The organism is Frigidibacter sp. MR17.24 (assembly GCF_037095655.1).
In the GTDB taxonomy this organism is placed as follows: domain Bacteria; phylum Pseudomonadota; class Alphaproteobacteria; order Rhodobacterales; family Rhodobacteraceae; genus Frigidibacter.
Window position 1 is genome coordinate 37,200 of record NZ_JBAWKE010000009.1, and the last position, 21,656, is coordinate 58,855.

Here is a 21,656-nt window from a genome sequence, read left to right on the forward strand (position 1 = left end):
TTCTTCGTATCCGAAAGGGTCAATGATGACCGACCTCGCCACCCTCGGCTTTGCGATCGACAGCCGTCAGGCGGTTTCCGCCGCCGGCAATCTCGACCGCATGACCGCTGCCGCCGGGCGTGCGGATGCCGGGGCTGCACGCCTTGGTCGGTCGGCCGGTCGCACCGGGCAGCAGATCGAAGCCGTGGACCGCCCTGTGCGGCGCGCGACGGATGCGCTGCAAGGGCTTGAACGTGGCGCCGCCGCCGCTGTCGTCCGGATGGCTGCCTTGGGCGGGGCCGCGCTGAGCCTCGGCGCATTGGCGTCCGCGGCGGACCGCTACACGGAGATGACCAACTCCCTGCGCGTGCTTGAGGGCAGCCAGAGCGCGGTCAACGCCGCGATGGAGCAGCTGAACGCGATCGCCTCCCGGACCCGCGCGCCCCTGGATGCGACCGTGCAGCTCTACCAGCGCCTCAAGATGTCGGCGGGCGAGCTTGGCGCGTCCCAGCAGCAGGTGATGCGCTTCACGGAGAACGTGGGCTTGGCGCTGGCGCAGCAGGGTGGCAGTGCGGCTCAGGCCTCGGGGGCGCTGATGCAGCTATCGCAGGCGATGGCAGGCGGGACGGTGCGCGCGGAAGAGTTCAACTCGATGCTCGAAGGCGCCTTTCCGTTGGTCCTCGCCGCGGCGCGCGGGATCGACGAGGCCGGCGGCTCGGTTGGCAAGCTGCGGCAGCTCATGCTGGACGGTCAGATCTCGTCGCGCGAGTTCTTCGACGCGATCTTGTCCCAGACCGACAGCCTCACTGCGGCTATGGCTCAGACGGTGCCAACGATCAGCCAGGCAATGGGGCGGCTCCGTGACAGCTTCACCGTCCTCATCGGTGAAATGGATAGCGCCATTGGCGTCAGCGGCGCGGTCGCGAAGGGCATTCTGGCTCTGGCCGACAATCTCGATCGCGTGGCCGTCTACGCAGCTGCCGCGGCCTCGGGATGGATCGCCTATCGTGCGGCACAGGCGCTTGCGAACGCTGGCGCGGTCACGCTCACCGGCAGCCTGACCCTGCTGCGCGGGGCGCTGGCCAGAACCGGATTTGGCGCGCTGGTTGTGGTGGTCGGCGAGCTGGCATTCCAGTTCATGGAGGCCTCGCGCAAGACCGAGGGCCTGGGTAACGCCTTCCGCTGGCTCGTGGCGACCGGGGAGGCCGCGGCCTACGACCTGCAGGCATTCTTCCTGCGCTCGATCAATTCGATCATCGGCGGGTTCATGGAGCTAACCTGGCAGGTGGCGGAGGGGTTCAACACGCTGTTCCAGACGGACAGCTTTCGGGGCGCGATGCTTGGTGAGGTGACGCAGGGGCTCGCGCGCTCTGCAAACGCCGCCACCGATGCCGCCAAAGCCGCTCGCGAGGTCGCAAAAGGCCTCGAGATCGTCAATGAACAAGGCGAGACGGTCGGAGGCGTCACCGCGCCAGCCATCACCAATGTCGGCACTGCGGCCGGCGGCGCGGCGAAGTCCGTCAAGAAGCTGGCGGACGAGGCCGAACGCTGGCGCGAGAGGATTCAGACCCCGGCCGAGAAATACGCCGAGCAGATCGAGGAGATCACCAAGCTCCACCGGGCCGGCGCGCTGTCGGGGGAAGAATACGCCCGCGCCCAGGCGCTGATCCGCGAGGAGCTGACCGGGACCAAGGGCCTTATGTCCGAGCTGGCCGATGCCGGCTGGCAGTGGGCCGAGAGCGGCGTGCTGAACATCAAGTCGCTGGCCAGCGCGCTCGGCTCGACGCTCCGCTCTGCTGTGGTCAACGCTGTCCGTTGGATGGCGGCCAACCCGATCGTCATGCCGATCACGGCCACGGTCGCCGGGGTCTCCACCAGCGGCACCGGCGCGGCGGGTCAGGCGCTCGGCGGATCGCTGAACCCTCTGTCGATGCTTGGGCGCTTCGGCCAGCAGATGCTGGGCGGCTTCACTGGCCCGCTGAACAGCGGCTTCTCGGCGGCATTCCAGAACGGGATCGGCGACCTGTTCAACGGTGGGCTGTCGAAGGGCTGGACGACGTTCACCTCGGGCCTCAATGCCAACGCGGCGAGCACCAACTTCGCAACCAAGCTTGGCGCCTATGCAGGCCCGGCGCTGGCCGGCGTCGGGATCGGCAACATGCTGGCTGGCGGCTACCAGCTGGGCGGTCTCGGCGGCACGACCACTTCCTCGGTCGGGGCCGGGATCGGTGCGCTCACTCTCGGGCCGCTGGGCGGTCTCGTGGGCGGTGCTCTGGGCGGGCTCGCCAATCGTCTGTTCGGCCAGAAGCTAAAGGACACCCGCATCGACGGCACCTTCGCCGACTACAATTTCGAGGGGCGCAGCAAGAGCATCTATTCCGGTGGGCTGTTCAGCAGCGGCAGCACGAAGCGGAAGGGCCTGTCGTCGTCGGTCGAGGACCCTCTGGCCGCGGCGTTCGCCGAGATCCAGACCGGCATCGTGGGCGCGGCGGCCCAGCTCGGCATCGACACCGAGGCGGCTCTCGCGGGCTTCCGGCACAAGTTCGACTTCTCGACCAAGGACATGAGCGGCGACGAGATCACCGCGCGGCTGCAGGATGAGCTGGGCAAGGCTGGCGAGAAGATGGCGGCGCTCGCGTTGGCCGGGACCGGGCTGCAGAAGGCGGGTGAGACGGCGAGCGCGGCGCTGACCCGTGTGTCGCAGAACCTGAGCGGCGTGAATGCGGTGCTCGACAGCATTGGCTCGCGGTTCACGATGGTCGGGCTTACCGGCGCGCAGGCGGCGTCGAACCTGGTCGACCTGTTCGGCTCTCTCGACAATCTCAACAGCCTGGCCAGCACCTACTACGGCGCGTTCTACAGCGAGGCCGAGCAGATCGCGAACACCACGCGGCAGGCGACATCGGCGCTCGCGGCGCTGGGAATGGCGCTGCCTGACACGCGGGATGGCTTCCGCGCGCTGGTGGATGCGCAGGACCTCATGAGCGAGGCGGGTCGACGCAACTACGCCACGCTGCTGGGTGTCGCAGGTGCGATGGACACGGTGTTCACGGCAGCCGAGCAAGCGGCTCAGCAGGCAGCGCAGGCAGCCGAGCAAGCGGCTCAGGCCGGCCAGAGCGCGTGGAACCGCTATCAGCAGGCCTACTACAGCGCGGATCGTCAGGTGGGCGAAGCCATCAATGAGGCCAACGATCGCCTGGCTCAATATGGCTACACGACGGCGGCCTTTGCCGATCGCGCCGCGTTCATGGCGCATCAGGAAATGCTCTACCAGACCCGCGGGGCCTTCGACGCGACCACCCTGAGCTTCCTCGAGATCGCGACCTACATGGACACGGTCTTCTCGGCGCAGGAGAGCGCGGCAGCCAGCGCGGCGGCAGAGCAGGAGAAGCTCGCCAGCGCGCTCGATGACAGCCGATCCTCGATCCTCCGGTTCATCGCGGACCTGACGGGATCTGCGAACAGCCTGACGACCGGCGGGCAGTCTATTGCCGCCGCTTGGTCCGATTTCAATCGCCTGACGATGGCAGTGCGCGGCGGGGACACAGGGGCTACCAGCGACCTCACCAGCGCCGCCGATGGCCTGCTGACGATGCTCAAGGCGGGAGCGTCGAGCCAGCTGGACTATGCGACGCAGGCGGCCCGGGTGACGAGCAGCCTCTATGCGACCGCTGGCGGCGCTCCGGCGGCGTCCGTCGTGACCGGCCCGGCGTCCATCTACAGCCCGAGCGAGAGCGCGGCGGGGCAGGGCGAAGCCTCGGCCGCCGAGCTGCGCGCGCTGCGTGAGGAAAACCGCCAGCTTCTCCTGAAGATCGAGAGCCACCTCTACACCATGAAGGGCCTTGCCGTGAAAGACGACAAGATCGGCCTTCCGCCGCAGCGGGCGGCCTCCTGATGAAGGTGGTCATCCCGGCCAGCTTCAGCTGGACTTCTTCGATCCTGCCCGACGACTACGCCGAGTGGTCGGGCGGCACGAGCTACGCGGTCGGTGATCGCGCCGTCACCGCCGCGTCGGATCAGGTATGGCAGGCGGTGCAGGCCGGCAGTGGGCATGACCCGGTGGCCGACGACGGCACATGGTGGGTCGAGGTCGGAGCGACAGACCGAGCCAAGCCGTTCGACCAGACCCTCGGGCAGGTCGTGTCGCGCCCCGGCAACACCAGCTGGACGCTGACCATGGCGACCCGGGCCTCGGCGCTCGCGATCTTCGGCATCCAGGCCATCAGCGTGCGGGTCGAGGTCATGGACGGCGCGACCGAGCTCTACGACCAGACGCACGTCGTTGTGGACACCAGCGCGATCGTCGACTGGTGGAGCTACACGACCTGGGAACCGGACTACGACGATCAGCTGATCCTCACCGATCTTCCGGCGGTCGCCGGGACCGATGTCACGATCACGTTCGATGCCGGCGGCGGCAGCTCCGGCGCGGCCGAGATCGTGGCCGGATACCTGCAGGCGCTTGGGGTGACGCAGGTCGGGACCGAGGTCGGGTTCGACGACTACTCGACCAAGGAGCGCGACGAGTTCGGCAAGCTGAACGTAGTGCAACGGGACTTCTCCGACGTTGTCACCTTCCAGTTCGCCTTCCCGCCAGAGGACACGCGCCGGGTCGGAAAGATCCTGAGAGGCATTCGCGCCGTCCCGTCCGTCTACCTCGCCGATGAGCGCCTGAACGACTACGGCACCGTGGTCTACGGCATCTTCCAGAATTTCCGCATCCCGCTGCAGCACGGGCTCTGCTTCGCTGAACTGACCGTGGAGGGTCTGACCTGATGCCCGCACCGACTGTGCCTATCATCGAAAACCTGCCCTCGACCGCGGACCCGGCGACCTTCCCATCGCGCGCGGACGGCGTGTGGCCGCAGCTCAACGCGGTGGCGGCGTCGATGAACGACCTTGCTGCCTACTGGAATGCGTTCGAATACGGGCTCATCGCTCCGGCACCCGAGATCATCGACGTGACGGGCGGCAGCGAATACAAGTTCGCGGTGCCGGCTGGCGCGACGCGCGGGGAGCTTTTGACCGACTACTTCAAGCCGGACACCAATAATGGCTTCTTGGCCATGCAGTTGGGTATTAACGGCCCATCTGGCGCATTCATCTCCACATCGACCTATTTCACGCAAAGCATCCTGACGCAGAGCGGTGGGGCAGTCTCTGGGTCCGATGGTTCTTCGACCTACTTCCCGCTCACGACGCCATGCGGCACCGCCTACGCCGGGGGTAGCGGTAGCATGACGGTGAAATCACTTCGCGCAGGTGGCCTTGTCACTATCGATCTCATTCGCAGGGGGGTGACGAGCACAGCCGTCAACGAGGTGAGCATTGGAGCCGGTCATGTCAGCGTGGCCAGTCCCGCGAACGCGATCCGCGTGTTCGTGAGCGGGGCGGCCACGGCGACTTTCCGCGGCACCATGATCTGGCACGCCTGATCCACCGTGACACGACCCTGACGAGCGGTAGACGGAGGCGTCCGTGAAACGGAGCCAGGAATACTGGCTGGCGCTGCTGCTGGGCATCCTGCGCCGCACCTGAACTTCAAGACGATACTTTTACGAGCGAGAGACATGGCCGGAGATAAACCGATGCCCGTGAAGGATGCGACGTGGCTATTCTGGGCGAGGGCGGTGGCCTCGATGGCCGGGGCAACCCTCGCAATCGGCACTCTGGCTGGGGTCCTGTGGTTCTGGACCGGCCCGAGGGTGACCGAGTGGGCCCAGGAACAGCTCGGCACGGCCGACGTCTCGGCGACGCTGGCCGCGGTGCAGGCGACGCAGACGCAGCAGGCGAACACGCAGGAGCAACAGGCGACCGTCCTGCGCCAGCAGCAGGACACGCTGGCGACGATCGGCAACACGCTGTCGCAGACGGCCGAGACCTTGAAGGGGGTGGTCGACCGGATCGCCTCGCTCGAGAAGTCGCAGCGCGAGGACCGGGTGCCGCCGATCAAGATCGTCGACGACAGCCTCCGGGTCACCTCGGGCCAGATCGGCGACTTCGTGCGGTTCGAGTTCCTGTTCACCAAGTCGCGCGACTGCGGCCGGCCCCAGTCGGTCGCCTATTTCGTCGACCCGGACGGCTTCAACCACGCCTTCGTCGACAAGAGCACGGATGCGGCTGACGGGCGCAGCGTCTCGGCGAACATCACCTCAACGCCGATCGCGGCACGCTTCATGGCGCGGATCCCGATCAACCAGGGGATCGCCCCAACCGGACCCGACAGGTTCGCGCGGGCCTACCTGCTCCTGAGCTGGCCGGACTGCCCGAACGTGCCGCCGCTGCGGTCTCCGACGGCTCCGTTCCAGATCTTCCCGCCGGGCTGAGCGCTACCGGCCGTCCCGCGGCGCCCGCTTGCTCTGGTACCTGCGCGCCTCTTCATAGGCCCGCTTGATCCGCTTGCGGATCTCGATCGCTTCTCGCTTCGCCTGCCACCACGGCGGGCCTTCGCTCTCCGCCTGCGGCGCATGCGGCTTTCCGGCCGGCGCATCCTGCGCGGGCCTTGTCTCTTCCCTGATTTCCATTGGCAGCGCCCTCCCAAGCGCAACCAAGAAACTAGCGCGCTTCGGGGCGTAATCCATCACTCTCGCCGGAGAATGTTTCCATGCTGATCCATGACTGGCAGGCGGTGCTGCGGCACGCCTGGTCGATCCGTCTCATCCTGCTGGCCGCCATCCTGAGCGGCCTCGAGGTGACGGTGGCGATGCTGCCGCCCGACACCCTGCCGATCGAGCCGGGGCTCTCGGCCGCGCTGGCCGGTTTGGTCTCGGCCGCAGCGCTGGTGGCGCGGATCCTCGCGCAGACCTCGCTGCCGGACTTCCTGAAGGATGACAGCGGGGCGGTGCGATTGCCGCGCACCCGGCGTGGCACGGCGGCCACGACAGCAGCGCTGGTGGTGGCGATGGCAGTGCCGACAATCCGCGGCTACGAGGGGGTGGTGCTGAAGCCCTATTACGACGCGGTCGGCGTCCTGACCTGGTGCGCGGGCGAGACGCAGGGCATTCCGAAGGCGAGCTACACCCGCGCCGAGTGCGACAGCATGCTCTCGGCGCGGGTGCTCGAGTTCTACGGCGCGATCGACGCCTGCCTGCCGGATTTGCCCGTGCCGATGCTCGCGGCATTCACCTCGACGGCCTACAACATCGGCAAGGTAGGGTTCTGCAACTCGACCATGGCCAAGCGCGCCCGGCTCGGGGACAGGGCAGGGGCCTGCAACGCGATCCTGTTCTGGGACAAGGGGCGGGTGAACGGCGTGATGCAGCGGATCCGTGGGCTCAGCATCCGGCGCGAGAAAGAGCGCGATCTCTGCCTTGAGGGCGCGGCCCTGTGACGGGCTGGCTCGCCGCCGGCGCGCTGGCGGTGCTGATCGCCGCCACGGGCTCTGCCTACCTTACCGGCCGCTCGCACGGCGCCGCGGCCGAGGCCGCCCGCCAGCTCGCCGACCGACAGCGTGTCGAGCGCCGCCTGCAGGACAGCGCCGACGAGATCGCCACCCGCGCGGCGGAACTCGAAGCCGATCGGCGCCGCATCGACCAGCTCGCACAGGAGATCGAGAATGAGGCTCGCAAGGATCCTGCCGGCACTCGCGCTGGCATCGATGCTGCCGGGATGCAGCGCCTGGAGCGGCGCTGGGGGTCTGCGCCTTGAGCCGCTGCCGGCCGCAGTCGTGGCGCCGTGCCCGCATCCGGCGTCCCTTCTCAGTCGCGGCGGGACGGTGGCGGATGACGAGGTGAGCCTCGGCCGTATCGGCGCCGCCCTGATCGAATGCGGCGAGGAAAAGCGGCTCGCCGTCGACGCCTACACCGGGGCCCGCGCCGCGCTGGCCCGCTGAATACCATCCGTTCCGAACCGGAAACCAACTCGGCCTCGCCGAGCAAATCGCGCTGCGTGCGCACCAGAACCGGAGAAAAACATGACCCGTCGTCCGAAATACCTGCGGCATCGCAGCTTCGACCGTCTGCGGCATTCCAAGCGCACGATCGCGCTGCTCGAGGCAGAGGCCACCGCTGCTGGCGTCACGCCCGAGCAGCAGTTCGAGAGCTGGAAGCAGGGTCTGCCCGGCATCACCATCCTCCTGTCGAGCTTGTCGCCGCTCCCCGGCGACACCGTGACGCTGACGATGACCGGCCCCGCGGGCTGGACGCTGACCAGCGCCTCGGTCTCGGTGGGCGGCACCCCCGTCACGCTCTCGGGCTCGGGCACCACCGGTACCGTAACGCGGACGTTCACCGTGCCTGGCGGGGCGGCCGCCGACGCACCCATCGCGCTCATGGCCTCGGGCACGGACGGCGAGGGGCGCACGATCTCGGGCAGCGCGCTGGCGACGGTGGGGGAGGCGGCGGGCGGAGAGTTCGTCGCCATGCCCGAGCTCCTCACCCAGTCCAGCCTTGTCGTGCTCGGCGACAGCCTGCCGGCTCGTGCATTCGGGCAAAACACCGCTACGAAATCCGCTTGGATGGAGCCGTATATGGCGGCGGTCGGCTTCACGACCCCAGTCACCTTCCGCAGCTACGCGATCGATGGAGCGACCATCTCCGCCATCACTGCGCAGGCAGCCACGGCCCGAACCGACTTCCCGGGCTCTGATGTCCTGCTGTCTGCGGTGGCCGGGGGCAACGACATCTCCGATAACCGCCCGTACCCGGGAGGCGCGACGGCTATTTCCACCGGCTACGACGGCTTCATCGCGGAGCTTGATCTTGCGGCGTCAGCGCAGATCATCAGCATCCCGCACAAGCGGTACTACTCGGACGCCCCGGCGGTAACGTCTGACCCGTCCACCGAGGCCAATGGCTCGCTCCCGTACAACGAAAACATCTTCATCCCGAAGGCCGAAGCCGCCTATCCGGAGCATATCGCTGACGGGCAGTATTTCTTCGACATGTATCCGTGGTCTGCTCCGCTACAGGACATCATGCTCGCGGATGGCATCCACCTGACAACCGCAAACGTCGATCTCTACGGTAGGCAGCTCTTGGCCAAGATTGCAGCGCGTGCCCGGGGTCAAACGAAACCCACCACAAGGACCGGACGGGTATACCGCTTCGGGTACGGCGGCACCAATCGCACGCTCATGGTTCCCAGCTCGTCGCTGCAATACCAGAAGGTCATCAGCCTGTACGGCGACGAGGGCATGGGTGCTGGCGCATACGACCTGGCGTCCGAATTCGACGGCTGGATGCACTACGGCGCGCGCGTTGGGGGCAGCCCGCCGAGCGACGGCGTCAGCTCGGATACGGGTGGCGGCGGGACCGGCGCTTTTGCACGTATCGCCGACACGCGGCTGCAGCTCGCCGAGCTGCTCGGTGGGTACCTGGCGGCGGCACCCGGCTTCACAAACGAGATCACCTGGCGGCACCTCTGCCCGGGCGACACGGTGCGGGTGACGGCAGTGGCCACCCGAGCCTCGTCTGCAACGGATCGCAAGGGTCTCTACACTCTCACGGGCGGGGAGCAGCTGGTGATCGACGCGGCTACGAGCGCAGCGTCCAATATGGGGGTATTCGCGCCCATCACCGTCCCCGCCGACGGCACCGTTCGGCTGTCGTGGACCGCGAATACCGGGAGCATCTTTGGCTATGTGAGCGCGACGCTGCTGGAGCACCTGTGACACCATGACCACTGAGCACCTCGCCACCCGCCTCGCCGGCCTCCTCTGCTGCACCGCGGGAGAGGCACGCTTCCTCTCCGCGCTTCTCCAGTCGCACCCGCGGATCACCCCCTATTCACTGATCGAGGATCGCTACTGGGACCTGCACGCCGCTGTCACAACGTCTACGGAGCTTGCAGCATGAGCCGCTATGTCTTGGGAGACCGCCACACGTACATTCCCGGCGAAAGCGTGGACGAGCGTTTGACCCCGACCTACCGTGAGGCAGCTATCGAGTTGGCGAAGATGTCCAGAGAGGACATCCGATTTCGGATGATGGAGATCGGGTACAGCGTTGCGACCGCATCGGCCATCGCCGACAATTTTACTCAGATCGTTCTGGCCCATCAGCGGAGTGACAAGTCGCCAGCTCTGTCGGGGATTACCTGAGCCCGTCTCCAGTCTCGCTGGCCTCCTCCGCTGCACTGCGGGTGAGGATTTCACGGACCTGCGGACCGTCCTCAATGAAGTCGGAGATGCGGGCCTTGACGGTCAGTGTTAGTGCCGATGCGGCAGTGCAAGCTTTTCTCGGGATCGCCGCGCGCCGGCGACGGTTCTCCTGACCAAGGCTGTCGCCGGGTCTCTAGCGGTGTTGCCAGAGCACTCACACCACCCTGATCACCGCCGCGCCGACGGCTTCCCCCAGGTCGTCGCGGCGCCCGACGATCCGACGCATCTCCAGCTCGGAGCTGCGGATCGTCACCGTATCGAGATCGAGCCGGATCTGGTCTCGCATCACCTCTGCGATCAGGTCGATATCGAAGTCGCTCTCGAAGGTGACCGACGTCGGCGTCTGCATCTGCCAGCCCTGATCTGACAGGACGAGCGCTGCGGCGTAGATGTCCTTGCGGACCTGCTCGGTGCCTGGCCTGTGAGCGATCTGAAAAGTGACCCGATAGCGCGGCACGGCGTCACCCTCCTTGTGGGGACATGCGTCGGAACCTTGGGTCGTTAAGCATGATTCCACCATGGGTTATTTTGCAGGCGGCATGGATCCAAGCGCTATCGCATAAGTTGAACTGCGGCTGATGTGTCCTCATCGGCTGCGCCCGGCGGCGGTATGATTTCCCCATTGCCGCCGTCGGTCACGCGCCGCGCAAGGACGGGCATCTCGGTACACGCCGCGATTGGCGCCGCTCCGGCTGCGATGGCCAGTACTGAACCAATGACCATCGCGCCGAAAAGCACCTAGCAATAGGGAGGCTCCACCGCCTCGGCGACCTTTGCGCTACCAGCACCAACTCGAATGACACGCTCCCTCTCCGAGCGAAGTGACTGTTGCACGCAATGATTGTTGTGCAAACGATTCTGTTTAGTTCTGTCGTGGCTGCAGAGTGAACGATCGGAGAACATCGCTTGCCGACTCGCCCTTGGCCGCGCGATCACGGGCCATGCGCCCGAGCTATGCCTTCATCACCTGTGCCTGCGGCCACCGCGCCACGGTCGCCATGTCGCGCTGGCTGCACTGTGACGAGGTGCTGCGGCGCGCGCGGTGCTCGGTTTGCGGCCGGCGCGGGGCAGTGGACATGATCGCGCTGACCGGTGTGGTGGGCGGGTCGATGGGCCTGCGGCCAGCGCGCGAGGTGGTGGGGTTGCCGGTGATCGAGGTGTGATCCGGAAGTTCGCGCCAGCTGCCATGCGGAGAGGGCATCGCTCCAGGCTTAAAATATTTTGAGAGATTTAAGGATTTAGGTCCCCGGAACTTGTCCGCCTCGGATTGGAATCGAAAGGAAAGTTATCCATTTGCCCTCTGAATCAATGTACTGCGCTTCCAATTCGCCTTCGCCTGGGAATGAAATTGGGGGTGTATTCAGGGGAAGCCATAGGCCGCCTTGGGTTTCGATTGAAACTTCTCCTTGAACGGTGCCAATATCTTTATTGGCAAAGCGAAGGCGCACGCTAAGACTGTGCTGCCCAACCGGCAGTGACTCGGTCTTTGCAAAAACAAAGAACTGCCCGGCAGCGGGGAATCCGCTGAATATGATGTTTCCCGTATAGGCTCCTATGAGAATTTGCTTGCCGTTTACTTCTTGACGTATGTCGTCGCAAAGGATCGCTGCTTCAAACGCGACGGCCATCAGGCGCTCTCCTCAACGACGCCGCTGGACACGTTTAGCTTCACCGACGCGGTGCCGGTAGCTTGGGCACGCCGGTTCTCTATTTTCCCGTGCGGCATATCCGCAATGCGTACCTTGAAGAAATCTTCTGTGTGTGGCTCGGTGTACCGTGCAGACGGGAGCCACTCCGGTGTCGAAAAGTTTGAAACTGGCCCAGATGATGGGTCCGTCTCGGAGACGCCGATGTCATTTCCATTAATGGCGTAGAGGAGATGCGCGGCCATGTCGATCGTCCAATTCCCAGGGCCGCCAAGTAATCTGCTTACTTGCGAAGCGCTCTTTCTGAGGCGGGCCGCAATAACCTTCTGTGAAACTCCACTTTCCAGAAACGCGGTCATTACCAAATTGTGCATCTCTCCCCGTAGCCGAACAGCCGCAGCATGGAGCTCAGCATCGCTGATGTGGTTCGACCCGGAGGGCTTAACATGCGTAAACATTTTTTGTAACGTATCCGGTTGCATTGATGGAGTGAAGCGGCGAAAGGTTGCTCCCAAACAGATTGTCCCATTCCAAGCGCGCGTTTTCCACCATGTCAGTAAATACGCCTGATCTCATGTCGCCCTTCATGTGGCAGTGTATGCCTATAAAAGTGTTTGGCTCGCTAAATCCCCCCAGCAGTCGCATCCCGGGAACCGGAGCCATGCAGCGAAAGTCGACCATGTTCAGACGTCTTGGCCGAACTCTAGCCATCATGGCTGTGGCAGCCTTCTTGCTCGGGTCCATGCCAAACGTCACAACATTGCCGGCGCAGAATTGACCGAGCACTTGAGCCATGCCCTGAAGGCACTTTGCCTCTTCGCCATCTTCACGCGACGCCGCAGCCATACGATCGTAAAGAAGCTTAGTTAAGAAAACATGTCTCTCCGCGCTCCTAGACTTCATGTGTGAGCCAACATACCTGAGCCTGCCGGCATCTCGGAGCTCAACCACCTTCTCTCGAATTGACATATAAATCAACTTTTGCCGTCCTCAAGGCGATTCGTGCGGATCAACACTGAGAGGATCGGTAGCTGCCAGCAACGGAATAGTCGCCCGATGCGGCCTTTGCTCCCACGGCGGGCACCGGGCGCGATAGATTTCCTCGAGGTGTGGGCGGCGCGGCAGTCCGTTGCATTCGCGCGTCTACGGGCCTGCGGGGACTGATGCCGCGGGGCGTCGGCCGGGGTAAGGACGGAAATGCCCCCTTGCGCGCGATCTGGACAGAACGTAAACAGCACGAGAATGTTGCGGGACTTGCTGCGACGTTTGCCCGCGACCTCGGGCGCATCGCTAAAAATGGTGCAAAATCAGTCGGCTGGCGGGTTGGCGGAGAGGTTACGCAGCGGATTGCAAATCCGTGAAGACCGGTTCGATTCCGGTACCCGCCTCCACTCATTTCCAGACAGATCGACCTTCGCAGACGGGCTGCGGCTCGCGCAGTGGCGTCGGGCCGGTGGCTGCCGCTGGCCCGGGCAAGCGCACCCCTCGGGGGGGGGCGTCATGGCCGGCAGGGGACTGATCGTCGATTGCGGACGAGATGCCGGTCACTCCAGAGAGGCTCGGCAGGGGACCGGCGCGCGCGTCGGGGTCGAGATCGGCGGCGCGACCTGTGCCCTAGACGGATGCGCAAGGATGTCCCTCCGGCGCGACCGTCGTCTCGGGCATCCGGAAGCCCGATATGAACGGCCAAGGACGAAATCGTCGATCGGCGCGGCGCCGGGCGCCGCTCGGCTGCGGTGGCACGGGCTGCGCCCGACCGGGCGGGCCGGGACGAAGGGTGCCGCCCGACGGTGCCGGTCGCAAGCCTCTCGTCAGCCGCGTGACCGATGGAGGTCGGCATGGTCGTTGCGGTGATGCAGCGCGGGGCCGCCTCGTCGGAACGCCCTCCGGGGGCGTGATCTGATCGCCGCGATCGGACAGGTCGCGCAAGATCATGCGGCGGGTCCCGGGCCGCGGGCCGACGCCCGCAGGTGCGGGGACCCTGCGATCCGGTGCCGCCCGGACGATGATGTCAGGGCAGGTCAGGTCGGAGCCTCGGCCGCTCAGCCCTCGAGGGCGGGGACGAAGCCTGCGGACAGCGCCGCGAGGCAGAAGGCACGCCGGGCATCCTCGACCGGGCCGAGGCAGGCCATCGCGGTCTCGACCCTGGCCAGCGCCACCTGGCGGGCGCCATCGGCGACCGGCCACTTGCGCCGCAGCCAATAGCGAGCCTTCTCGATCGTGCTGAAGCGCTCGATCGCGCCGTCCTGCGGCTGGCGAAGGGTGACGGGGACGCCCCATTGGACTTCCATCATTCTTGTATCCTTGTGTGCAATCGATCCGGGCGCGGCGGGCCTGCTTGGACAGCGGCTGGCCGTCATCTTCCGGTTCGGGCCGTCGGCCCGGGCGCGGCGCGTGCCGCGATCCCGACCGTCGGATGAGAGGGGGCGGCCGACCCCGGTCATCGGGGGCGGCCATTCGCAGGTCTCCCGGCGCGCGGCGCGCGCGCGGGCTGCGCTGTTCAGGTGGCGTCCGTGCCCGGGCTTGCGGCGGGGGCCCCGGACTCGGCGCCGGTTTCAGCCTCGGCCTCGGGTCGGGGCCGGGCCTTCGCGGCGTTGCGGACGAAGGGCTTCTTCTTGGCAGGCGTGCTCAGGAATTCCTTGAGATCAAGCTGCTTCTTCGGCGTGGAATACCCCATGGCCGTCTCCTCATGTCGTTGCGGAATGCCCGCACGGACATGTCGAGGATCGCGGTGCGGGCCGTGTGATCGGTAGGCACCGCAGAAAGGCGATCAGCCCTCGCCGCGAAGATCGCGCTTCTCGCGCGCGGCTTTCAGCGCCGCGGTCTTTTCGGCCCGCAGCAGCGTCTCGTCATCGACGACGCGCCGGGCATTGGCGGTCGTGCGGTCGATCTGGGTTTCGCGGAGAGATGGCGCCGGCCGAGCGGCGGCGATGCTGGCGGCCAAGGGCTGGCCGCCATTGCCCTCTTGGGGCGGAAGACCTGCAAGCAGGTCTTCCAGGGACGTTTTCACGCCAGCGCCAGGTTGCTGGCGGATTCGCGACCGTCGCGGCCGGTCTCGATGTCGAAGGTCACGGCCTGACCGTCATCGAGACGGGTGATGCCGGCACGCTCGAGAGCCGAGATGTGGACGAAGATGTCCTTGCGGCCGTTTTCCGGCTGGATGAAGCCGAAGCCTTTGGTGGCGTTGAACCATTTCACGGTGCCATTGGCCATAACCGTGGTCTCCTTGGTAAATGCTGTCCGCAGGATCGCGACAGCCCGGCAAAGTCGATCCAAGTCGATCAACCGAAACCGTGTCACCGGCGCCAGCATTACGAAGAGAAGAAACATCAGCACGCGACAGATGGGGGCTCCGGGCGCACAAAGCAAGGGTTTTCTCGCTCAAAACCCGGCCCGGGCGCCGCGCGGACCGAAAGAACGTGACGGAACGGGCGGCTGACCGGCCCTCTGCCGCGATCGGGACGCGCGGAAATCCGGCAAGCGCCGGGGCGGGCCGGGCCGTTTGCGTGACCCGGGCTGCGGCCCCGCTCGCGGGTGTCGTTGGCCGGCCAGTCCCGCGCCCGTCACGCGATGCCGGGTACAGTCTCGCCGAAGCCGGGACGTTGCGGGCGCGGCCGGGGGGATCCGCCCCGCTCCCGCGGGGCCTGCGCGCGACGGCGGCCTTGCGCTTTGCGGGCGTTCCGCGGGATAGGGGGCGGATCACGCCCCGGACGGACCATTGGAAATCGACAGCCCCGATGCCTGAGACCGATCACCTCAAGACCGATTGTACGAAATGCGCGTCGCTGTGCTGCCTCGCGCTGGCCTTCGACGAGGGCGAGGACTTCGCCTTCGACAAGAACCCGGGCGAGCCGTGCCGCAACCTTGCCGGCCACAGCTGCACCATCCACGACCGGCTGGCGCAGGAGGGCTTTCGCGGCTGCGTCGCCTATGACTGCCTCGGGGCCGGGAACCGGGTCGTGCAGGAGGTGTTCGCCGGCCAGTCCTGGCAGACGGATCCGCGCCTGGTCCGGCCGATGATGGAGGCGTTCTCGGGCATGCGCGAGGTGCACAAGCGCATCGACCTGCTGCGCGCGCTCGAGATGCTGCCGATCGAGCCGCGCGACGAGCAGACCCGCCGCGATTTCCTCGCCCGGCTTGAACAGCACCGCTGGAATGGGCGGGAGCTGAACGAGTTCGAGGCCGGGCTCGCGCTCGAGATCGACATCTTCTTCCACGGCTTCCGCAAGTACCTGCCCGACGCCGCCTTCGCCCGCGACTGACCCGGCCGCCCGCGCCCGGCCGCCCACGACCGGCTGTGCGGGACCGGCCCGCGCGCCGCGGCCCGGGACACCCCTGTAAAGGCACCCCTGCGGCGACGCGCCGCCGAGGGCGACGAAAGTCTGACCCGGACGGGCCGGCGCGCCGTGCTAGGCTGGCGCCGGGGAGGCTTTGCGCCATGCGTGACCGGCAGCATGTCGAAGAGATCGGGCGCGTGCTCGACGGGGCGCGGACCGGGCGCGACGGCTTCGTCTCGGCCTCGTGGCGGCGCTGCGTCGAAGTCTACGGCATGGACCCGATGCGCCGCGACCCCGCCCATATCGTCACCGAGGCCGAGCTGCGCGACCATCGCAAGCAGGCCGAATGGGTGATCGGCGCCGCGCGCAGCAGCCTGCAAAGCCTGTTCCGGCAGGTCGCGGGGCAGAACTACGTGCTGCTGCTGACCGATGCCAAGGGCGTCTGCGTCGACTTCTTCGGCGACGATCTCTTCGTCGACGAGCTGCGGCGCGCGGGGCTCTACCTCGGGTCGAACTGGTCCGAGAACCTTGCCGGCACCTGCGGCGTCGGTGCCTGCATCGTCACGCAAGAGCCGGTGACCGTCCATCAGGACGACCATTTCGGCAATGCCCACACCACGCTCAGCTGCACCGCCGCGCCGATCTTCGACAGCCTCGGCGCGCTGGCGGCGGTGCTCGACATCTCGCTGCTGCGCTCGCCCGCGCCCAAGCGCAGCCAGACGCTGGCGATGAGCCTTGTGACCAATGCCGCGCGCCGGGTCGAGATGGCGAACCTGATGGCCGAAAGCCGCCGCGACTGGGTGCTGCGGCTGTCCTCCAGCCCCGAATTCCTCGATGTCGATCCCGAGTTCGCGGTCCGGCTGGACGGCGCGGGGCGGGTGCTTGGCTACACGCGCGGCGCGCGCCGGCTGTTCACCGACGGGGCGCCGATCCTCGGGCGGCGGATCGACGAGGTGATGGGCATCGGCGTCGACGACCTGCCAGAGCTGATGCGCGACCGCCCGACCGAAGACCGGATCGTGGCGCTGCGCGACGGTGGCGCGCTGTTTGGCCACGCGATCGCGCCGCAGGCGCCGCGGGTCGCGCCGCGCGCGGCGGCGGGGTCCGTGGTGGCGGTGACCGCGGCCGGGCCGCTCGCGGCGCTGGCGGGCGAGGACCCGGCGATGGCGCGGCTCATCGCGCAGGCGGCGCGGCTTGCGCCCACGCCGGTGCCGCTGTTGATCCACGGCGAGACCGGCACCGGCAAGACCAAGCTTGCCCATGCGATCCACATGCAGGGGCAGGGGGGCGGCTTCGTCGCGCTGGACTGCGCCGGGCTGACGGCGGCGGGGCTCGGGGCGGCGATCGCGGCGCTCGATGGTCCGGCGACGCTGCTCCTGCGCCGGATCGAGGACCTGCCCCCCGCCACGGCGCCGGCGCTGGCGGCCTGCCTCGACGCGCGGGGCGGGCTGCGGCCGATCGCCACCTGCACCGCCGCCCCGGCGACGCTTGCCCTGCCGCGCACGCTGTTCCACCGCCTTGCGGGCGCGGTGCTGGTGCTGCCGCCGCTGCGGGCGCGGCAGGATCTGGGCTGGCTGATCGACCGGCTGCTGCGCCGCCGCGCGCCCGAGGAGACGCGGCTGACGCCCTCGGCCCGGGCGGGGCTGCTGGGCCGGTCCTGGCCCGGCAATCTGCGCGAGCTTGCGCAGGTGCTCGACGTCGCGGTGGCGCTGGCCGATGCGCGGGTGATCGACCTGCACGACCTGCCGCCGCCGGTGGGCGCCGAGGCCGATCCGCCCGCGCCCGACGAGGACCTGGAGGCGGTGATGGAGGCCTGCGGCTGGAACATGTCGCGCGCCGCCCGCAGGCTGGGCGTCAACCGCTCGACCGTCCTGCGCCGCCTGCGCCGCGCCGGGCTGGAACCGCCGGCCTGACGGGCTGGCCCATCCGCGACGCTTGCCCCCAAGGCCTGCACGGTCGAGACGCCCGGGTGATCCGCCCGCCGGGCCGGCCGGTCCTGACTGGCGGTCCCGCCCGATCGCGCCACCCGACCCGACCACCCGACCCGACCACCCGACCCGACCGGCCGCGTCGCTGCCCGCGGGGCCGGTGGCCCGGCCGGTTGCACGCCGTTGCGCGCGCAACATGCCGCGTCGCGGCGCCCGCTTTTCGGGCAGGCGATGCGCCGCGCCCGGTGGAACCGCCGCCCGCGCCCCGCGATGCTCGCCCCGATCAACGCGAAAGAGGAGGAGTCGCGATGCTCGATTCAACGGTGACGACCCGCGTGCAGGACGTGCTGAACCGGCTGAACGCCGCCCTGGAGGAGGGGGACGTGCAGGCGGCGGCGCAGCTGTTCGCGACGGACAGCTACTGGCGCGACCTGGTGGCTGTCAGCTGGAACCTGAAGACGGTCGAGGGGCCCGCCGGGGTCGCCGACCTGCTGGGGGCGCAGCTTGCCAGGACCCGCCCCGGCGACTTCCGCATCCAGCCCGGCGAGATGCCGGCCGAGGACGGCGGCGTGATCACGGCCTGGATCACCTTCGAGACCGCCGTGGGCCGCGGCTGGGGGCTGATGCGGCTGCGCGACGACCGGATCTGGACGCTGCTGACCGCCCTGCAGGAACTCAAGGGCTTCGAGGAGAACCGCGGCCCGCGCCGCCCGATGGGGGCCGAGCACGGGGCGCAGAAGAACCGCCTGACCTGGAAGGAGCGGCGCGCGGCCGAGGAGCAGAGCCTCGGGCGCGACACCCAGCCCTATGCGGTGATCGTCGGCGGCGGGCAGGGCGGCATCGCGCTGGGCGCGCGGCTGCGCCAGCTGGGCGTGCCGGCGATCGTGCTCGACAAGCACGAACGCCCCGGCGACCAGTGGCGGTCGCGCTACAAGTCGCTCTGCCTGCATGACCCGATCTGGTACGACCACCTGCCCTACATCAAGTTCCCCGACAACTGGCCGGTCTTCACCCCCAAGGACAAGGTCGGCGACTGGCTCGAGATGTACACCAAGGTGATGGAGATCCCCTACTGGTCGAAATCCGAGGTGAAGAAGGCCGCCTTCGACGAGGCCGCCGGCACCTGGACGGTCGAGGTCGACCGCGACGGCGAGGCGGTGACCCTGCATCCCACCCAGCTGATCTTCGCGACCGGGATGTCGGGCAAGCCGAACCTGCCAAGCTTCCCCGGCATGGACAGCTTCAAGGGCACGATCCAGCATTCCTCGCAGCACAAGGGCCCCGACGACTGGGCCGGCAAGAAGGTGGTGGTCATCGGCTCCAACAACTCGGCCCACGACATCTGCGCCGCGCTGTGGGAGGGCGATGCCGACGTGACCATGGTCCAGCGGTCCTCGACCCACATCGTGCGCTCGGACAGCCTGATGGAGATCGGGCTCGGCGCGCTCTACTCCGAAGAGGCGCTGGCGAACGGCATCACCACCGAGAAGGCGGACATGATCTTCGCCTCGCTGCCCTACCGGATCATGCACGAGTTCCAGATCCCGCTCTACGACCGGATGCGCGCGCGCGACGCCGATTTCTACGCCGGGCTCGAGAAGGCGGGGTTCGACCTCGACTGGGGCGACGACGGGTCGGGGCTGTTCATGAAGTACCTGCGCCGCGGCTCGGGCTATTACATCGACGTCGGCGCGAGCCAGCTGATCATCGATGGCAAGGTCAAGCTGGTGAAGGGCCAGGTCGACCGGTTCGAACCCGACGCCGTGGTGCTGGCGGACGGCACCCGGCTGCCGGCGGACCTGGTGGTGATGGCCACGGGCTTCGGCTCGATGAACGGCTGGGCCGCGGACCTGATCAGCCAGGAGGTCGCCGACCGCGTCGGCAAGGTCTGGGGCCTTGGGTCCGACACCACCAAGGACCCCGGCCCCTGGGAGGGCGAGCAGCGCAACATGTGGAAGCCGACGCAGGTGCCGAACCTGTGGTTCATGGGCGGCAACCTGCACCAGTCGCGGCACTACTCGCTCTACCTCGCGCTGCAGCTCAAGGCCCGGCTCGAGGGGATCGAGACCCCGGTCTACGGCCTGCAGCAGGTGCATCACCTCAGGTGAGGCCCACCTGCTGAGGCCGACCCTGCGCGCCCGCGCCGCGTGGCCGGGCGCGCGCTTACCGGACACTTTTGGAGACAGACAGATGAAAGCAGCACGTTGGCACGGCGTGAAGGACATCCGCGTCGAGGATCTGGCCGAACCCGTCCCCGGCCCCGGAGAGGTCAAGGTCAGGGTCGCCTGGACCGGGATCTGCGGCAGCGACCTGCACGAATACCTCGCCGGGCCGATCTTCGTTCCCGTCGGGGCCGAGCATCCGCTGAGCCGTGACAAGGCGCCGATCACCCTTGGCCACGAATACTGCGGCACGGTGGCCGAACTGGGGGCCGGCGTGACCGGGCTGGCCGTCGGCGACCGGGTCGCGATCGAGCCGATCTTCGCCTGCGGCGACTGCCCGGCCTGCCACGAGGGCCGCTACAACCTGTGCGACAGCCTCGGCTTCGTCGGGCTCTCGGGCGGTCACGGCGGCTTTGCCGCGCATTCGGTCGTGCCGGCGCGGATGGTGCACAAGATGCCGGACGCGCTGTCGATGGAGCAGGGCGCGCTGGTCGAGCCCGCGGCGGTCGCGCTGCATGCGGTGCGCCTGTCGAAGATCCGCGCGGGCGACACGGCGGCGGTGTTCGGTGCGGGGCCGATCGGGCTTCTGGTCGTCGAGGCCCTGCGCGTCGCGGGCGCGGCGCAGATCCACGTGGTCGAGCCGTCCGGGGTGCGGCGGCAGAAGGCGCTCGAGCTTGGCGCGACCTCGGCGATCGACCCGACGGCCGGCGATGCCGTCGCGGCGATCCGCGCGGCCACGGGCGGCGTGAACGTCGCCTTCGAGGTGACGGGGGTGCCGCGGGTCCTGCCGCAATGCATCGACGCGACCCGGCACGAGGGGCAGGTGCTGATCGTTTCGATCTGGGAGGGGGACGCCGCGTTCCACCCCAACACCGTCGTGCTGAAGGAACGCCAGCTGCAGGGCACCATCGCCTATCGCAACGTCTACCCGGCGGTGATGGAGCTGATGACGCAGGGCTATTTCAGCGCCGAGAAGCTGGTGACGAAGCGCATCGCGCTCGACGACATCGTGGCCGAGGGCTTCGAGGCGCTGGTCGCCGAGAAATCCCACGTCAAGATCCTCGTCGAGGGCGCCGGCTGACACCCGCGGGCCCGCGAGGCGCCGGGCCCGCCCGCCGCCGTCATGCCCGCCCCCCTCCCGAACCGCCGCCCCGGGGCGGGGCGCGGTCCGCGGCCGGTCGGCCGCGCCGACGGCGCTGATCCCGTGCCGTCGGCGGCGCACGGCCGGTCGCCTGCGGCCGGCGCCCCTGCGCCGCAGGCGAGCGATCTTGCGCCGCGGGAGGGCGGGCCGGACGCTGCCCACGCTGGCACCGGGGCGCCCGCACCACGCGGCGGCACCGGCGCGGGATGACAGACCGGTCGTTCCCGATCCCCTGTGGTCAGCGCGCAACGCTCCGCGGCTGCCCGGACCGCGTGGTCCATTCGTCACCGGGGCTCCATCGGCTCGGGCACGGGCGGAACCGCACGGGCTGCGTCGATCCTTGTTGGCGCGTGGGCCAGGCTTCGGATGGCGGGGCCGGGCGAAGGCCCCGCGCCCGCCCGCGCGGCCGCGGTGCCCGGCAGCC

The 21,656-nt window shown here is 68.0% G+C and carries 21 protein-coding genes and 1 tRNA gene; 14 read left to right on the plus strand and 8 right to left on the minus strand.

Annotated features, from left to right (window positions below):
- Positions 1–25: 25 nt before the first annotated feature.
- The 4 genes from V8J39_RS19970 (at position 26) to V8J39_RS19985 (ending at position 6,305) form a co-directional block, all read left to right on the plus strand.
- Positions 26–3,874, plus strand: a complete 3,849-nt coding sequence (locus V8J39_RS19970) for a tape measure protein (RefSeq protein WP_336462731.1) — start codon at positions 26–28, stop codon at positions 3,872–3,874.
- On the plus strand, positions 3,874–4,755 hold the full coding sequence (locus V8J39_RS19975; protein ID WP_336462732.1) for a hypothetical protein: 882 nt from the start codon (positions 3,874–3,876) through the stop codon (positions 4,753–4,755). The genes V8J39_RS19970 and V8J39_RS19975 overlap by 1 nt, the downstream gene beginning before the upstream one ends.
- Positions 4,755–5,414: a hypothetical protein gene (locus tag V8J39_RS19980; RefSeq protein WP_336462733.1), complete on the plus strand. Its 660-nt coding sequence runs from the start codon at positions 4,755–4,757 to the stop codon at positions 5,412–5,414. Before V8J39_RS19975 ends, V8J39_RS19980 begins: the two co-directional genes overlap by 1 nt.
- Positions 5,415–5,567: 153 nt before the next feature.
- The gene (locus tag V8J39_RS19985) at positions 5,568–6,305 is read left to right on the plus strand and encodes a hypothetical protein (RefSeq protein ID WP_336462734.1); all 738 of its coding nucleotides are present in this window, start codon (positions 5,568–5,570) and stop codon (positions 6,303–6,305) included.
- A 3-nt stretch (positions 6,306–6,308) separates the two neighbouring features.
- Here V8J39_RS19985 and V8J39_RS19990 read toward each other — a convergent pair whose 3' ends face one another.
- Positions 6,309–6,503 carry a hypothetical protein gene (locus V8J39_RS19990; RefSeq protein ID WP_336462735.1) on the minus strand — a complete coding sequence of 65 codons (195 nt, stop codon included), beginning with the start codon at positions 6,501–6,503 and terminating at the stop codon, positions 6,309–6,311.
- Positions 6,504–6,583: 80 nt separating this feature from the next.
- On the opposite strand from V8J39_RS19990, the gene V8J39_RS19995 reads away from it, so the two are divergent.
- The 4 genes from V8J39_RS19995 (at position 6,584) to V8J39_RS20010 (ending at position 10,018) form a co-directional block, all read left to right on the plus strand.
- A complete protein-coding gene (locus V8J39_RS19995) occupies positions 6,584–7,309 on the plus strand; it encodes a lysozyme (RefSeq protein ID WP_336462736.1) in 726 nt (241 codons plus the stop codon).
- The gene (locus V8J39_RS20000) at positions 7,306–7,626 is read left to right on the plus strand and encodes a hypothetical protein (RefSeq protein WP_336462737.1); all 321 of its coding nucleotides are present in this window, start codon (positions 7,306–7,308) and stop codon (positions 7,624–7,626) included. The genes V8J39_RS19995 and V8J39_RS20000 overlap by 4 nt, the downstream gene beginning before the upstream one ends.
- A 265-nt stretch (positions 7,627–7,891) precedes the next feature.
- Positions 7,892–9,589 (plus strand): SGNH/GDSL hydrolase family protein, encoded by a 1,698-nt coding sequence (locus V8J39_RS20005; RefSeq protein ID WP_336462738.1) that lies wholly within the window; start codon positions 7,892–7,894, stop codon positions 9,587–9,589.
- A 180-nt stretch (positions 9,590–9,769) separates the two neighbouring features.
- Positions 9,770–10,018: a hypothetical protein gene (locus V8J39_RS20010; protein WP_336462739.1), complete on the plus strand. Its 249-nt coding sequence runs from the start codon at positions 9,770–9,772 to the stop codon at positions 10,016–10,018.
- Between the two features lie 214 nt (positions 10,019–10,232).
- Here the strand turns inward: V8J39_RS20010 and V8J39_RS20015 are convergent, their stop codons facing one another.
- On the minus strand, positions 10,233–10,535 hold the full coding sequence (locus V8J39_RS20015; RefSeq protein WP_336462740.1) for a hypothetical protein: 303 nt from the start codon (positions 10,533–10,535) through the stop codon (positions 10,233–10,235).
- Positions 10,536–11,019: 484 nt separating this feature from the next.
- Here V8J39_RS20015 and V8J39_RS20020 point away from each other — a divergent pair, with 484 nt between their 5' ends.
- Positions 11,020–11,241, plus strand: coding sequence for a hypothetical protein (locus tag V8J39_RS20020; RefSeq protein WP_336462741.1), 222 nt, complete (start codon positions 11,020–11,022; stop codon positions 11,239–11,241).
- 75 nt (positions 11,242–11,316) lie between these two features.
- Here V8J39_RS20020 and V8J39_RS20025 read toward each other — a convergent pair whose 3' ends face one another.
- Positions 11,317–11,706 (minus strand): DUF6941 family protein, encoded by a 390-nt coding sequence (locus V8J39_RS20025; RefSeq protein WP_336462742.1) that lies wholly within the window; start codon positions 11,704–11,706, stop codon positions 11,317–11,319.
- Positions 11,706–12,083, minus strand: a complete 378-nt coding sequence (locus V8J39_RS20030) for a hypothetical protein (protein WP_336462743.1) — start codon at positions 12,081–12,083, stop codon at positions 11,706–11,708. Before V8J39_RS20030 ends, V8J39_RS20025 begins: the two co-directional genes overlap by 1 nt.
- A gap of 958 nt (positions 12,084–13,041) precedes the next feature.
- Between V8J39_RS20030 and V8J39_RS20035 the strand changes: the two genes are divergently transcribed.
- Positions 13,042–13,115 (plus strand) — tRNA-Cys (locus V8J39_RS20035).
- A gap of 651 nt (positions 13,116–13,766) precedes the next feature.
- Here V8J39_RS20035 and V8J39_RS20040 read toward each other — a convergent pair.
- The 4 genes from V8J39_RS20040 to V8J39_RS20055 all read right to left on the minus strand — a co-directional run bounded on the left by V8J39_RS20040 (position 13,767) and on the right by V8J39_RS20055 (position 14,937).
- Entirely contained in the window at positions 13,767–14,018 is a 252-nt protein-coding gene (locus tag V8J39_RS20040) for a DUF982 domain-containing protein (RefSeq protein WP_336462744.1), read from the minus strand.
- Positions 14,019–14,224: 206 nt separating this feature from the next.
- Entirely contained in the window at positions 14,225–14,401 is a 177-nt protein-coding gene (locus V8J39_RS20045) for a hypothetical protein (protein ID WP_336462745.1), read from the minus strand.
- Between the two features lie 93 nt (positions 14,402–14,494).
- Entirely contained in the window at positions 14,495–14,668 is a 174-nt protein-coding gene (locus tag V8J39_RS20050) for a hypothetical protein (RefSeq protein ID WP_336462746.1), read from the minus strand.
- 62 nt (positions 14,669–14,730) lie between these two features.
- Positions 14,731–14,937: a cold-shock protein gene (locus V8J39_RS20055; protein ID WP_336462747.1), complete on the minus strand. Its 207-nt coding sequence runs from the start codon at positions 14,935–14,937 to the stop codon at positions 14,731–14,733.
- 524 nt (positions 14,938–15,461) lie between these two features.
- Between V8J39_RS20055 and V8J39_RS20060 the strand changes: the two genes are divergently transcribed.
- The 4 genes from V8J39_RS20060 (at position 15,462) to V8J39_RS20075 (ending at position 21,172) form a co-directional block, all read left to right on the plus strand.
- The gene (locus tag V8J39_RS20060) at positions 15,462–15,986 is read left to right on the plus strand and encodes a hypothetical protein (protein ID WP_336462748.1); all 525 of its coding nucleotides are present in this window, start codon (positions 15,462–15,464) and stop codon (positions 15,984–15,986) included.
- A 176-nt stretch (positions 15,987–16,162) separates the two neighbouring features.
- A complete protein-coding gene (locus tag V8J39_RS20065; protein WP_336462749.1) occupies positions 16,163–17,914 on the plus strand; it encodes a sigma-54-dependent Fis family transcriptional regulator in 1,752 nt (583 codons plus the stop codon).
- Positions 17,915–18,237: 323 nt separating this feature from the next.
- Positions 18,238–20,037, plus strand: coding sequence for an NAD(P)/FAD-dependent oxidoreductase (locus V8J39_RS20070; RefSeq protein WP_336462750.1), 1,800 nt, complete (start codon positions 18,238–18,240; stop codon positions 20,035–20,037).
- 82 nt (positions 20,038–20,119) lie between these two features.
- Positions 20,120–21,172: a 2,3-butanediol dehydrogenase gene (locus V8J39_RS20075; protein WP_336462751.1), complete on the plus strand. Its 1,053-nt coding sequence runs from the start codon at positions 20,120–20,122 to the stop codon at positions 21,170–21,172.
- The last annotated feature ends 484 nt before the right edge of the window (positions 21,173–21,656 follow it).

Bases quoted from the DNA above. Each gene is read 5' to 3' on its own strand.
- V8J39_RS20020 (WP_336462741.1), top strand. From the start codon at position 11,020: ATGCGCCCGAGCTATGCCTTCATCACCTGTGCCTGCGGCCACCGCGCC.
- V8J39_RS20065 (WP_336462749.1), top strand. From the start codon at position 16,163: ATGCGTGACCGGCAGCATGTCGAAGAGATCGGGCGCGTGCTCGACGGG.
- V8J39_RS20055 (WP_336462747.1), bottom strand. From the start codon at position 14,937: ATGGCCAATGGCACCGTGAAATGGTTCAACGCCACCAAAGGCTTCGGC.
- V8J39_RS20070 (WP_336462750.1), top strand. From the start codon at position 18,238: ATGCTCGATTCAACGGTGACGACCCGCGTGCAGGACGTGCTGAACCGG.
- V8J39_RS19990 (WP_336462735.1), bottom strand. From the start codon at position 6,503: ATGGAAATCAGGGAAGAGACAAGGCCCGCGCAGGATGCGCCGGCCGGA.
- V8J39_RS19985 (WP_336462734.1), top strand. From the start codon at position 5,568: ATGCCCGTGAAGGATGCGACGTGGCTATTCTGGGCGAGGGCGGTGGCC.
- V8J39_RS19980 (WP_336462733.1), top strand. From the start codon at position 4,755: ATGCCCGCACCGACTGTGCCTATCATCGAAAACCTGCCCTCGACCGCG.
- V8J39_RS19975 (WP_336462732.1), top strand. From the start codon at position 3,874: ATGAAGGTGGTCATCCCGGCCAGCTTCAGCTGGACTTCTTCGATCCTG.
- V8J39_RS19995 (WP_336462736.1), top strand. From the start codon at position 6,584: ATGCTGATCCATGACTGGCAGGCGGTGCTGCGGCACGCCTGGTCGATC.
- V8J39_RS20060 (WP_336462748.1), top strand. From the start codon at position 15,462: ATGCCTGAGACCGATCACCTCAAGACCGATTGTACGAAATGCGCGTCG.
- V8J39_RS20005 (WP_336462738.1), top strand. From the start codon at position 7,892: ATGACCCGTCGTCCGAAATACCTGCGGCATCGCAGCTTCGACCGTCTG.
- V8J39_RS20010 (WP_336462739.1), top strand. From the start codon at position 9,770: ATGAGCCGCTATGTCTTGGGAGACCGCCACACGTACATTCCCGGCGAA.
- V8J39_RS20045 (WP_336462745.1), bottom strand. From the start codon at position 14,401: ATGGGGTATTCCACGCCGAAGAAGCAGCTTGATCTCAAGGAATTCCTG.
- V8J39_RS20030 (WP_336462743.1), bottom strand. From the start codon at position 12,083: ATGACCGCGTTTCTGGAAAGTGGAGTTTCACAGAAGGTTATTGCGGCC.
- V8J39_RS20075 (WP_336462751.1), top strand. From the start codon at position 20,120: ATGAAAGCAGCACGTTGGCACGGCGTGAAGGACATCCGCGTCGAGGAT.
- V8J39_RS20040 (WP_336462744.1), bottom strand. From the start codon at position 14,018: ATGATGGAAGTCCAATGGGGCGTCCCCGTCACCCTTCGCCAGCCGCAG.
- V8J39_RS19970 (WP_336462731.1), top strand. From the start codon at position 26: ATGACCGACCTCGCCACCCTCGGCTTTGCGATCGACAGCCGTCAGGCG.
- V8J39_RS20025 (WP_336462742.1), bottom strand. From the start codon at position 11,706: ATGGCCGTCGCGTTTGAAGCAGCGATCCTTTGCGACGACATACGTCAA.